We start from the raw sequence: 13,377 nt of genomic DNA on the forward strand, positions 1-13,377 counted from the left end.
CTATTCCCCTTCGCTGTAGTAAAGCCGCCGCCCTTCCGTAATCAGGGATTGCCCCTCCGTAAGATCGGTTATCCATGCGATAAATGCGTCACCTTCATCATTGCGCGGAAGACACAGCAGTGTAACTTTATCCGTAAACAAAGTCTCTCCGGTCTGAATATTCCGGCCCCGCAGTGCATTCTCCACCTTGCCCAGCCAAGTGTACTCGATTTCCACGAATACCTCCCGCCTCAGCACACGTGTAATGACCTCTCCGGCCGCAAGCGCCAGTACAGCGCCATCGGTATAGGCCCGGATCAGCCCGCCTGCACCCAGCATAATGCCTCCGAAATAACGGGTAACTACAATAGCGACATTCTTCACCTGTTGGCTGCGGATTACTTCCAAAATCGGTTTCCCGGCCGTTCCACTCGGTTCCCCGTCATCCGACTGTCTCTGGATCTCATCCCTCTCTCCGATCATATAAGCAGAACAGTTATGCGTAGCATTCCAGTGCTGCTTCTTGATCGAATCGATAAATTGCACAGCTTCTTCCTCGTTCTCCACCGGCATAACATGCCCGATAAAGCGTGATTTACGGATTACGACCTCCCGCGAGCCGGGGGTACGTACCGTCCGGTATTGTTCCAGCATTGTTGTCCATTCCTTACTCTACATGTGATGACTTGATATATATTAGGAGCAGCCCTGGTAGTGGTTACCTATGGACTGCTCCCTGATGACTTACATTAGGTTGAATGATCTGCGGTTAGAGTGGGACTATTCGGTAAGTCTTGCTTCCAGCTCTGCCTTTTCTTTCTCGTAGCCTGGTTTGCCCAGCAGTGCGAACATGTTCTTCTTGTAGGCTTCAACACCCGGCTGGTCGAACGGATTCACACCCAGCAGGTATCCGCTGATCCCGCAAGCCTTCTCGAAGAAGTACACCAGATAGCCGAAAGTATACGGCGTCTGGTCAGGAATGGTAACGATCAGGTTCGGCACCTGTCCGTCGGTATGCGCCAGCATAGTTCCCTGGAACGCCTTCTTGTTCACGAAGTCCATGGTCTGGCCAGTCAGGAAGTTGAGGCCGTCCAGATCGTCCGGATCATTCTCGATCGTTACATGGTGCTGTACCTTCTCCACTTGAATAACCGTCTCGAAGATGTTGCGGTTACCCTCCTGAATGAATTGGCCCATGGAGTGCAGGTCAGTCGAGAAGTCCACCGAAGACGGATAGATTCCCTTGAAGTCCTTGCCTTCGCTTTCGCCGTACAGCTGCTTCCACCATTCAGAGACAAAGTGCAGGGACGGCTCGTAGTTCACGAGGATTTCCGTTGTTTTGCCTTTGCGGTAGAGCGCGTTACGTACTGCAGCATATTGATAGCTCTGGTTCGTAGCCACATCGGGGTTGTTGAACTCATCGGCTGCGGCTGCGGCCCCTTGCATCATTTCTTCAATGTTAATTCCCGCTACGGCGATAGGCAGAAGGCCTACCGGTGTCAGTACGGAATAACGTCCGCCTACATCATCAGGGATGATGAACGACTCATAGCCTTCTTCGTTAGCCAGCTTCTTGAGTGCGCCCTTCTCCTTGTCTGTTGTAGCGTAGATCCGTTTGCGTGCTTCTTCCTTGCCGTATTTCTTCTCCAGTGCTGCACGGAAGATACGGAAGGCAATAGCCGGCTCGGTAGTTGTACCAGATTTGGAGATTACGTTCACGGAGAATTCTTTGCCTTCTACCAGATCAAGCAGATGCGTGATGTAGGTAGAGCTGATGTTATTACCGGCAAAATAAACCTCCGGTGTCTTGCGCTTGTCCTTGGACAGGTTATTGTAGAAGGAATGCGACAGCGCCTCAATAGCTGCGCGTGCCCCCAGATAAGAGCCGCCGATACCAATCACGATCAGCACTTCGGAATCACTCTGAATCTTCTTGGCGGCCTGCTGAATGCGGGCGAACTCTTCCTTGTCATACGCTGTAGGGAGATCAATCCAGCCCAGGTAATCGGAGCCGGCTCCGCTCTTGTTATGCAATTGTTCGTGGGCCAGCTTCACCGGAGCGGCGAAGTAGTCGATCTCGGTCTGGCTGAAGAAGGAAAGGGCTTTGGTGTAGTCAAAATTAATCTTCTTGGACATCGGTAATGGTAGCCTCCTGTTTATCTCTTTAGATTTGACACCGTGTGTTGCAACATTATAATCTAGAATACTTTAATTTGCCTTGACTGGCAAGGTCTTAAGGCATATCCCCGGCTTTGGAGCCCTGTTTATGAAAAATAACTGAAAGCGGTTACTAAGCAGACAAGCAGACCTGTTCTGTGGAACAGGCCGTAACCTTCTGATAGAATGAAGGCAAACTTAGTTTCTATAATATGATCTCAGGAAAGCAAAGGTGGAATTGAAATGAAGCACATCGGCTTTATCGGACTCGGAACAATGGGAGCACCTATGGCGTCGAACCTGCTGCGAAGCGGCTTTGAGGTTACGGTGTACAACCGTACAGCAGAGAAATGCAAACCTTTGGAACAGGAAGGTGCGAAGATAGCCGTCACACCTCAGGCAGCAGCGGAAGGCAAGGATGTTATTATCACCATGATCAGCAACGATGATTCGATCCGTGAAGTCTTCTACGGTGACCATGGCATTCTCGCCACCCTTCAGCCGGGAACAACCGTAATTGATTCCAGCACCATCTCCCCCGGCCTTGCAAAAGAGATCGCTGCTGAAGTTGAAGCACGGGGCGGCAGCTTCCTGGATGCCCCTGTAACCGGCAGCAAGCCGGCAGCCATCGACGGAACACTGGTCTTCATGGTCGGCGGACATGCCGAAGTGATTGAGAAGCACCGGGATCTCTTCGACTCCATGGGCCGTCTGCTGCTGCATATGGGTGCTAACGGCAGCGGCGCTGTAGCCAAGCTGGCTCACAATGCCATGGTCGGCATTCACAATGTCGCGCTCGCCGAGGGCTTCTCCATTGCGGTGAAGTCCGGGGTACCCGCAGATAAGTTCCTGGAGCTGGTGAAGAACGGATCAGCAGGCAGCAAACAGGCCGAGCTGAAGGGCCAGAAGATCATTGATAACGACTTCAGCAACCAGTTCTCCCTTGCCCTGATGCTCAAGGATCTAAAGCTGGCGTCCTCGCTCAGTGATTCCACCGGCGTCCCTTCCCCTATGCTTGGCGTAGCCAAGAGCATGTTCCAGGCAGGCTTCAACCACGGCTATGGCGACGAGGACCTGTCCGCTGTGGTCAAATCCTACGAGGACTGGATCGGCCGGAAGATCGGCGGCGGTCCAGCGGACACAGAGTAGAACCCCTTTGAACTGAACATAAAAGAATGCAGAAGCAGGGCGCAGCCAGGCAGTATCGGCTGCGCCCTTTTACTATGCGAGCACGGCCTTCTTGTCAGGAGTGAGAACGCAAAAATACCGGTGATTTCATCACCGGTACGAGAAGTTTATTTTACAGTACATATACAAAAAAACATACGTTTTCCTTGCGTTAACTATAAAATTAATATAGCACAGAAATGTCAACATAACAAGCATTTTTATGGAAAATGAAGAAAACAAATGATTCTCCCCCCGTCAGACTGGCAGCAAGGATCAAGAAGGCCCCCGGTGCGGCTGTCCCCCTCTCCTCCACTGATGATATGATCTTCTGCGCGAAGGAGGCGACTGACATGCAAATTAGACTGAGAGATATCCGCAAAAGCTTCAGGGTGTACAAACGGCCCGAAGGAAAATGGGGGCTGCTGAGAGGCGCTTTTATGCGGAATGTTACCCATGTGGACGCGCTCGGCGGCATCAGCTTTGATATTGAAGAGGGTGAACTGGTAGGTTACATTGGCCCGAACGGCGCCGGCAAATCCACCTCCGTCAAGGTAATGAGCGGCATTCTGACACCCGACAGCGGAGAATGCACCATCTTGGGCAAGATTCCATGGAAGCACCGCATAGAGCATGTATCCCGGATCGGCGTCGTGTTTGGCCAGCGCTCACAGTTATGGTGGGATGTTCCGGTGGCAGACTCTTTTGATGTGCTGAAGGATATTTATGCTATCCCTCCAGGCGACTACCGCTTAAGATTATCCGAGCTATCGGCAACACTTGGTGTGGAGGCCCTCTTAAGGACCCCGGTGAGACAGCTTTCGCTCGGACAGCGGATGCGCTGTGAGCTGGTAGCAGCGCTGCTGCACCGGCCGAAGCTTCTCTTTCTGGATGAGCCAACCATCGGACTTGATGCGGTATCCAAGCTCGCGCTGCGCAATTTTCTGAAGGAAGAGAACCGTAAGTACGGGATTACGATGCTGCTGACCACACACGATATGGACGATATTGAGGCATTATGCCAGCGAGTCATGGTGATCGGGCACGGTCAACTGCTCTATGACGGGCAGCTCTCAGGTCTGCAGCAGAAATATGCGCCGGAGGTCGTCATGAAAGTGAACACGGATGCGATGATTGCGGCTATGTACAATGACTTAGCTTTGGGTTAAGCCTATCAGGAGGTGCACAATGAATTTTAGAAATACATGGCGGGCCTGCAGCTCCCTCTTCCGAATCCGCATGGCAGAAGGGCTCCAGTACCGGGTGTCCGCCATATCTGGCACGATGGTCGGTGTGTTCTGGGCGCTTATAGAATGTGTGCTGTTCACCGTGTTCTATACATACAGCGACAATGGCTCCTGGAACAATAACGGACTCAGCCTTCCTCAGGCCATATCCTATGTTTGGTTAGCTCAGGGGCTGTTTGTACTCCAGAGTATGAACATCGACAGCGAAATTATGGGCAAAATCAACAACGGTGACGTCGGCATCGAGCTGTGCCGGCCCATGAACCTGTACACCCACTGGTTTGTCAAAAGCTCGGCCGGCAAGCTCGGCACCAGTTGGATCAGGGGGCTGGCCACCGTACTCGCCGGGCTACTGATGCCTGCCGGATATGCCCTAGGGGGCCCCGCCTCATTGCCTGCACTATTCTATTTCCTTCTGTCGGCGGTTATGGCGTTTGTGCTGTGCTCGGCCTTCGCTATGCTTGTAACTGCGATCCGGCTGAATATCACTTGGGGGGACGGACCGACCTATATGCTTCTACTGCTAAGCGGCATATTGTCCGGCACCTACCTCCCCCTGCGGCTGTGGCCTGATTTCATGCAGACCTTCCTGTACCTGCAGACGTTTGGCGGATTCGCCGACATCCCTCTGCAGCTATATATAGGTAGCGTAGCTCCTGCCGCCGCACTGCCCGGTATCGGCTTACAGCTCCTCTGGAGCCTTATCTTTATCTTGGCGGGCCGGATGATCATGAAACGCAGATTGCACAGCATTATCGTCCAGGGAGGGTGAGAGTACCGTATGCTTGCTGAAGGTAAAATTTATTGCAAATACTTGCGGATGCATCTCCTGTCCGGCATGGAATACAAGGGCTGGTGGCTGATGCTGATTCAGGTGCTTACTGTGGTGATCTCCGATCCCATAGCCACCGTCCTGCTGTTCTCCCGCTTTGGCAATATCGGCGAATGGACCGTCGCCCATATCATTCTGGTGTACTCGCTGGCGGTGGCTTCCTTCGGACTTGCCGAGAGCGTATGCCGCGGCTTTGATTATTTCCCGTGGCATCTGCTGCGCTCCGGTGATTTCGACCGGCTGCTGCTCCGCCCGCGGTCCCTGTTCGTGCAGGTCGCCGCTTCCAGATTCCATCTGCACCGGCTGGTCCGGCCGTTTACAGGGATCTGTGCTGCGGGCTGGGCGCTGGGACAGCTCGGCGTTCCCTTGACGCCCGGCAGACTCGGCATTCTGGCGATGGCGCTGGCCGGAGGCTGTCTGATGTACTGCGGAGTGTTCGTGCTAACCTCAGGTCTTGCTTTTTTCACGATTAAAGGGCTGGACTGGATCTTTCTGCTGACCAACGCCAGCTACCAGATTACCCGCTGCCCAGAGCCCTATTTGCCGCGAATGCTAAAATCCGTGTTCAGCTTTGTGCTCCCAATGCTGTTCATCAGCTTCTATCCGGCGGCCACCGTCTGCGGCTGGAATTATCCCCGCTGGCTGGGCTTCCTCTCGCTTCCCTCTGGAGCTGCCTTCCTCGGAATGTCTCTGCTGGTATGGCGCATAGGCGTGAGGCATTACAAAAGCACGGGGAGCTAAGCTCCGCTGAAGCTGACAATACAAAAAAAGCACCCCGGGACCATGAATCTTCCAGGGGTGCTTTTTTTCTGCCACTTTCTTTTACACAATCGGGTAAGAACAGCAATAATCAGTTAAAGCGAATACTTCCAGGGCAAACTTGGAGTTGCCGGGAACATGGAAGGTTTCCGCTCCGTCAATGTCCTTCCACACTTCAGTGCCGGGAAGCAGCACCTTGAGCTTGCCGGAGAGAATCTCCATCGTCTCGGGGCCATCGGTGCCGAATTCGTATACGCCAGGCAGCATAATGCCGAGTGTCACCTTAGTGCCGTCTTCCAGTGTAACTGTACGGCTGGTCACTTTTCCGTCGTAATAAATATTGGCTGCTTTTTGAATTGTCGCGTTGGTGAACTGACTCATATGCTTATTCTCCCCTTTGTTCAACACTTGTTAGATCCTTCTATTATAGCAGCGCTTTTACGCGGCTGACTACATTTTCTACAGTGAAGCCATATTCTCTGATTACGGTGTCGCCAGGGGCGGAAGCGCCAAAGGTAGTGATTCCCAGAATGTCGCCCTGATCGCCTGTATAACGTTCCCAGCCGAAGGTTTGCGCCATTTCGATAGCCAGACGGGCTTTCACTTCAGGCAGGATAACGGAATCGCGGTATGCTTTATCCTGCTTCTCGAACAGATCCCAGCTCGGCAAGCTGATGACACGAACATCAATGCCTTCTTCGGCAAGCGCAGCCTGAGCCTTAACCGCCAGCTGTACTTCAGAGCCTGTAGCAATGATCTGTGCCTGTGGAGTGCCGTTCTTGGAATCGGAGACCACATACCCGCCGCGTTTGATGTTATCGCGTACACCGTCTACGGTTCCAGCCAGGATCGGCAGGTTCTGACGGGTCAGGACCAGTGCTACCGGATTGGCGGTATTCTCCATAGCGTATGCCCAAGCCGCAGAGGTTTCGTTGGCATCAGCCGGACGAATGACCGTAAGACCCGGAATGATACGCAGGGAAGCAAGCTGTTCAATCGGCTCATGGGTAGGACCGTCTTCCCCGACAGCGATACTGTCATGGGTAAGCACATAGGTTACCGGCAGCTTCATGATGGAAGCCAGACGGACAGCCGGACGCAAGTAATCTGTGAAGACGAAGAACGTACCGCCGAATACCTTAAGACCGGTGTGCAGTGCAATCCCGTTCATAGCTGCAGCCATTCCGAATTCACGTACGCCGAAGTAGATATTACGGCCGTCATAGGATTCGGAGGTGAATTGGGACAGACCGTTCAAGTGCGTCATGGTCGAGCTCTCCAGGTCGGCAGAACCCCCAACCAGCTGCGGGATACCGCCAGTCAAGCCGTTCAGTGCATTACCGGAAGCCACACGGGTAGATACAGCTTTGTCTTCTGCTTTGTAGAATGGCAGATTAGCATCCCAGCCTGCAGGAAGCTCACCGTTCAGTGCAGTTTCGAGCTGTGCAGCAAGCTCAGGGTATGCTTTTTTGTAGGCTGCAAATTTCTCATCCCATGCTTTGTTAGCGGCGATTCCTTTGGCCTTCACTTCAGCGAAGCTGGCACGGACTTCATCCGGTACATAGAAATCTTCTTCATATACCCATTTGTAGTATTCCTTCGTCAGCTTCGTTTCATCAGCACCCAGCGGAGAGCCGTGGGTACCGCCGTGGCCGCCTTTACCTTGCTTGTTCGGGCTGCCGTAGCCGATGACCGTCTTCACTTCGATCAGCGTAGGCTTGCTGCTGTCTGCTTGAGCCTCTTCAAGAGCCTTAGCCAGTGCAGGAAGATCGTTACCGTCTTCTACGCGCAGGACCTGCCAGCCGTAAGCTTCAAAACGCTTAGCAACATTCTCGGAGAATGCAAGGTTCAGCTTGCCGTCCAGGGAGATATCATTCGAATCGTACATTACAATCAGCTTGCCCAGCTTCAGGTGTCCGGCAAGTGAAGCAGACTCTGAAGAGATCCCTTCCATCAAATCGCCGTCACCGCAGATGGCGTACGTATAATGGTCAATCACGTTATGTTCATCTTTATTGTAAGTGGCACCCAGCTGCGCTTCAGCCATTGCCATACCTACAGCCATACCGATACCTTGTCCAAGCGGTCCGGTTGTTGCATCTACACCGGCCGTGTGGCCGACTTCCGGATGTCCCGGAGTTAAGCTGCCCCATTGGCGGAACTGCTTCAATTCTTCCATAGGCAGATCATAGCCGCTGAGGTGCAGCAGGCTGTAGAGGAGCATGGAGCCATGTCCGGCAGACAACACGAAGCGGTCACGGTTGACCCAAGTCGGGTGGTCCGGGTTATGATTCATCGTCTTGGCGAACAATTGGTATCCCATAGGTGCGGAGCCCATCGGCATACCCGGATGTCCGGAGTTTGCCTTTTCAATGGCATCAATGGCAAGTGTACGGATTGTAGTGATGGCCAGGTTGTCCACCGTTGAGTTTTCTGCTTTATGAATGGCTTGATCTTTTGCTTGTTCAGTCATTACAATAATCCTCCTCGAATCAAGAATGTCATTTTGACTATTATTGTATCACGGAAGTGGAAGCATTTCCAATTGTTTTTGCCGCAGCTTATATTTAGCGGCTTCTGCCGGGTCTATGCACGCATGTGCCAGATTCACGGTGCTTCAGGAGGTTCTTTTTGGAGATACGGAGGGGAATCCAGAAACTTAGCCTTAAGTCTAGTTTCTAATTAAGACTAAAGTTTGTTTTACAAAGCGGGTTTATACAGTAAGATGGAGGTACCTCAACGGAATTTTAGCCGGATTATCCATAACTTCCAGCAGAAAGGAATTCAGAAGATGACTGCAAACAGAGATATTTATATTGTGCTCACCGGAACAGGCACGGCCTTCAGCGGAATTATTAAATGGTTCACCAAAGCAGAGCTGAACCATGCCTCGATTGCCTTTGACAGTGAGCTGCGTGAGGTCTACAGCTTCGGCCGGAAAAAAGTGTACAACCCGTTCATCGCCGGACTTATTCATGAGAACTTCATTCACCCGTTCTACAGCAGTGCAGACTGTGCCATCTACCAGCTCAGAGTCAGTGAAGACGAATATAATACCATGTATAATCATGTCCAGGGCATGATGCAGAATCAGGAGCGTTATAAATATCATCTGCTCGGTCTGGTCGGTGTACTGCTACACGTCCGGATTGACCGGGAGAACGCCTTTTTCTGCTCCCAGTTCGTCGCCTCTGTATTGGAGGAAACTACTGTTCATCCGGTAGCCAAGCCCTCCTGCTTCGTAACTCCGGAGGATTTCGCTTTATCTCTATGCGCTCACAAAATATTCAGCGGCAAACTCTCCTGCTATATGCACCGGAGTCATTCTGCGGCCCTCCGAGGTTCCAGTCTACATAACCCCCAAGCTACTAATCCGGCAGATTTTGCAGCTCCAAGACTGCGGCTGCATGAAGAACGGACCGAGGGAATCGTCTGAACGATCACCCTCCGCCCGCTTGATGCCAAGTAAAACCAAGCGCATAAGGCTTAAGGATTGCGTCCCGCGTTATTTTACACGATGGCTCTGATAATATTTTGTCCAATCTCCGAGAATCGTTACCGCCACTGTATCCACCTTGGTCTGATACTCATTGGTTGCGGTAAAGGTAAAAGTAACCGGACCATCCGGCAGCTGTTCGAACGATGGGTCGGCCAGCTCACCCGTCCATAAGGTCTTGTCACTCCCGGTCGGACTCAGCGCAGCCGTGTATCCTCCAGTCATTGTGACTTGCACGGTATCCGGCAGTCCGGTAGCTGTCCCCTGCAGCACAAATTTCTCGCCAGCCCAATAGACACTATACCCCCGCGGACTTTCAGGCGAGCCGCTCTGCTTCATATTGTACGCCTGACGGTTGCCATTCCACTCCTCTGTATGACGGACAGCCCCCTTGATGCTAAGCAGGTTAACCATAAAGTACTTTCTTGCGGACACAACACTCCAATCAAATCCATCGAAGACCTCAACTTCTACAGCATATTTTTCGTACTCTGCTAAGGCTCCATCCGGTACCTTCCATTGTTTTGAACTTGAACCCTGGTCACCCGACTGCACCTTGACCGCACCAGTGGCTAGATTAATTATCCGCACCCGGAAGCGCTGCTGCTGATCCCCGTCCTCATCCTGATAATCCCACTTGATGATTGGTGTCAGCGTGCTGGCAATGGTAGGCTTGTTGGGGCTGTCACTTGTCGGATAGGTAATTGAGACCTTGGGCAACCGGTTCAACACGGTAATGCTATGGGACAGCTCTCTGAACAGTCCCAGAGAGTCCGTAACAAGCTGCCGATACGTAAAGGTACCGTTTGTAGTAAACTTTTTGTTAAAATCGCCTTCTGTGCTCACAAGCCCCTCTACACCAGCCGCCGGTTTCAAGAAATACTGATGACTTATGGTGTCTCCTTTCGGAATATCTGCATCTGTTGCTGTGCTTTGAATGTTCAGCACATCCGTCCGGTAGATCGGTACCTTCGCCGCATCCTTTCCGGTATCCGTAATGAGGGTGAATCCCGGCTGGGGCGGATTGTCGATGATGAACGATTTCTCATTTGACACCTCGGACCAGGAACCTTTGGAATACGCCCGCCCCAATACAGTGAAGTACTCGAAGCGATTGAATGTTGGGTTGGGCACTTGATACTGACGGATTGCTCCGCTGCCATCTGTATTCTCTACCGTTTTCTCCAATAACCCTTCTTTGGTAAAAAATTCAAGCATGTACTTTTCCTGCGGATCATTCTCCGGATCGGAGTAGGTCCACTGAATCAACGGGTCCCCCTGCTTTTCTGCATCCAGGACCGTTGGGCTCGCGACTGTACCTGGAGGAGAAGTAATTGTCATGGACGGGGCTTCGTTTTTGATTACATTCACTTTTAGCGTGTCGATGTTGGACTTCGCTCCGATCTGGTCCACCGCCCAATGCTCCAGGGTATATATCCCCGGTTCCGGGAAGCTGATTTCGATGCTCGGCGTCTTATATAATTTGGTGGTGCTGTCGCTGTCTGTCACCTTCCAAAAATATTGAAGACTGGCGATATCCGATGGATCTCCATCATTATCAGATGATGTGAACTGCTTCGTATCGAACTGATACACCGCCCCTGGCCCGTTGATGGCAGCCGTAGGGACATGGTTGAGGACTTTGAACGTCCGTGTCGCATTAGAGGAAAGCGACCCGTCTGAAGCTGTCAGGCGCATTTCCCAGCCATCTGAAATAGCTTGTTGTGGTGCAATGCCACTACGCGCGATCAGATCCCGGATGGTGATCACCTGGTTTCGGTTACCTCCGGCATAATAGTACGGGCTGCTATTGATCCGGGCATTCCAGGCATAGCTTAGCCAATCCCCATCCTCATCCGGGTCTGGTGTCATATTCTCCATCGTAATGACCGTATCCCGGTACACTTCCACCGGCATATTGAAGGCAGCTGCTGGCGGGTGATTCAGGACTTGTACCGTTTGGCTGTAGGGCTGCGACCATAGCCCGCGGTTATCATGGACCTGAAGGGTTAACTGATACGTCCCCACGCCAAAGGCAGCGATATTCGGCGGCACCGCCGCCCCGCCCGAATGACTCCATACCTGTTGCCAGCCATCTTTGATCACCGTCCAGTTATACACATCGAGTGGATCATTATCCGGGTCGAAGGACTTATCAGTGATGGTGGTAACTTTGCGGTACGATACGATGTTGGGCTCTACGGTAAACAGCGCTACCGGCGGCAGATTGCCGGCCGCACCCACCGTTTGCTGTGACCAGTCACTCCAGACGCCAACCCCGTTCTCTCCATCGATGTCCCGCACTCTTAGCCGGATATCATACTGGTCATTGGTCGGCAGCTGTGCCGGCGGATATCCATCCGTCCAGACTTGCCCTTCTGTCTTCTTGTATTGCCATTGCCAATCCATGATCCCTTTATTGGAGGCGGTGACATGATCCAAATCGTAGGAGCTATCCGTGATCTGCAGCCATCCGCCTGACAGCCTGGCACTGAACAAAGCAATCGGCTTCCGGTGTACATGGAAGGTCATCGAAGACAGGTTATTCCGGCTCCATTTCCGGTACACATCGAACCGGTCGTCATCCTTGGGATTGTCACGCCCCTGGAACGTGGCCACGTAGGAACCGCTAAACGGGAAGGTCGTGTAGGATGAACTTCGCCATAATCCGGAATCCCAAATGATCCCCATCGAATTGTCAAAGAAGTAGGGGTCATGATCAAATCTGTACCGCTCTTCCCGTTTAGGGTCCCATTCCGAGTCAAAGAATTTCGTTCTGGTTTCTACAGGGGTATTGACCAGGACAAAGGACTTGTTCCTCATCTGCTGTCTGACATTGATCGTAAGCGCCGCCTTCGCGGTCATCCCCGACGGGTCGGAGGCCGTGATGTTCATGGTGTAGGTTCCCGGCGGTATCGAGTCTTGCAGCACATCCAGCGGGATATTGAATGGTTTGGACATCTTGGCTTGAGGGACCACCGTCTTCTTGTAGAAGACACCAGGGATCTCAGCCGTGACGGTAACGTCCTCGTTATCTGGATCGCTGACATACCCCTCTATGTTGATTCCGCTGAGGCCCGGAGCATTAACCAGGGTAATTCCATTTGCTGTTCCTACCGACAGGCTAGGGGCATAATTGGGTATCAATTGAGCTACTCTAGTCATGTACGGCGACCACCAATAGGTTTTTGTCCAAGCCAACACTCGAATGCGGAACATTTCTGGATCTTTATCCAGTCCTGGAGTATAATCACTTGGCTGATAATAGTTATATCCTTGTGCATATTCATTAGGATAGGTGTTCGCCATTAAGTTCCGTAGGTTGGACATATCTAAATCGAGAACTGCAGGCATGTAAAATCCCGGAGAGGCTACAGCATTGGTGTGTAACTTTCCCCAATCTGCTGACCAGTTATAATACATACCATAATAGTCAGGTGTTCTAGGATCATTACAGCCCCAGTTATTATCATCGTTATAAGCATTTCTGTTTAATTCATACTGGTACGCCTCTTTGGTATAAATGGAACTACACATTTCGATTTCCATGGGCTCAGTATATCCGCCACCGTCAGATCTCCCCGTTGTATAGGTGACATGTAAATTGGATCCTGGAGCAATATCATAAGTCATTCTTTTGGTCGTTTTATTAAATTTAAGATTGGTCACCTTCATCGCAGGGAAGTCGATAACAACCCTATCTTGTTGATTGGCATGTCCCCCTCTCCCGGCTTCAAAGA

General features: G+C 51.9%; 10 protein-coding genes. 5 read left to right on the forward strand and 5 right to left on the reverse strand.

The features are described from left to right. Together NSS64_RS22255 and NSS64_RS22260 are read right to left on the reverse strand one after the other, a co-directional pair. Positions 1-633 carry a YigZ family protein gene (locus NSS64_RS22255; protein ID WP_340943395.1) on the reverse strand — a complete coding sequence of 211 codons (633 nt, stop codon included), beginning with the start codon at positions 631-633 and terminating at the stop codon, positions 1-3. 126 nt (positions 634-759) lie between these two features. Further along, positions 760-2,115 (reverse strand): glucose-6-phosphate isomerase, encoded by a 1,356-nt coding sequence (locus NSS64_RS22260; protein ID WP_341141552.1) that lies wholly within the window; start codon positions 2,113-2,115, stop codon positions 760-762. A 258-nt stretch (positions 2,116-2,373) separates the two neighbouring features. Between NSS64_RS22260 and NSS64_RS22265 the strand changes: the two genes are divergently transcribed. From NSS64_RS22265 to NSS64_RS22280, 4 genes are all read left to right on the forward strand, one after another. Continuing rightward, entirely contained in the window at positions 2,374-3,285 is a 912-nt protein-coding gene (locus NSS64_RS22265; protein WP_341142877.1) for an NAD(P)-dependent oxidoreductase, read from the forward strand. Positions 3,286-3,656: 371 nt separating this feature from the next. Beyond that, entirely contained in the window at positions 3,657-4,472 is an 816-nt protein-coding gene (locus tag NSS64_RS22270) for an ABC transporter ATP-binding protein (RefSeq protein ID WP_341141553.1), read from the forward strand. Positions 4,473-4,491: 19 nt separating this feature from the next. Next, a complete protein-coding gene (locus NSS64_RS22275; RefSeq protein ID WP_341141554.1) occupies positions 4,492-5,322 on the forward strand; it encodes an ABC transporter permease in 831 nt (276 codons plus the stop codon). Between the two features lie 9 nt (positions 5,323-5,331). Further along, on the forward strand, positions 5,332-6,123 hold the full coding sequence (locus NSS64_RS22280; protein WP_341141555.1) for an ABC transporter permease: 792 nt from the start codon (positions 5,332-5,334) through the stop codon (positions 6,121-6,123). A gap of 81 nt (positions 6,124-6,204) precedes the next feature. On the opposite strand, the gene ppnP is transcribed toward NSS64_RS22280, so the two are convergent. Together ppnP and tkt are read right to left on the reverse strand one after the other, a co-directional pair. Next, complete coding sequence (gene ppnP / locus NSS64_RS22285) at positions 6,205-6,522, reverse strand: pyrimidine/purine nucleoside phosphorylase (RefSeq protein WP_036727552.1); 318 nt, start codon at positions 6,520-6,522, stop codon at positions 6,205-6,207. Between the two features lie 43 nt (positions 6,523-6,565). Then, a complete protein-coding gene (gene tkt, locus NSS64_RS22290) occupies positions 6,566-8,614 on the reverse strand; it encodes a transketolase (protein WP_340991410.1) in 2,049 nt (682 codons plus the stop codon). Positions 8,615-8,932: 318 nt separating this feature from the next. Here tkt and NSS64_RS22295 point away from each other — a divergent pair, with 318 nt between their 5' ends. Further along, positions 8,933-9,577, forward strand: a complete 645-nt coding sequence (locus tag NSS64_RS22295) for a hypothetical protein (RefSeq protein WP_341141556.1) — start codon at positions 8,933-8,935, stop codon at positions 9,575-9,577. Positions 9,578-9,646: 69 nt separating this feature from the next. Here NSS64_RS22295 and NSS64_RS22300 read toward each other — a convergent pair whose 3' ends face one another. Continuing rightward, positions 9,647-12,802: a hypothetical protein gene (locus NSS64_RS22300; RefSeq protein WP_341141557.1), complete on the reverse strand. Its 3,156-nt coding sequence runs from the start codon at positions 12,800-12,802 to the stop codon at positions 9,647-9,649. Between the last annotated feature and the right edge of the window lie 575 nt (positions 12,803-13,377).

Origin of the sequence: Paenibacillus sp. FSL H8-0122 (assembly GCF_038005345.1) — a bacterium.
Taxonomy (GTDB): domain Bacteria; phylum Bacillota; class Bacilli; order Paenibacillales; family Paenibacillaceae; genus Paenibacillus_AQ.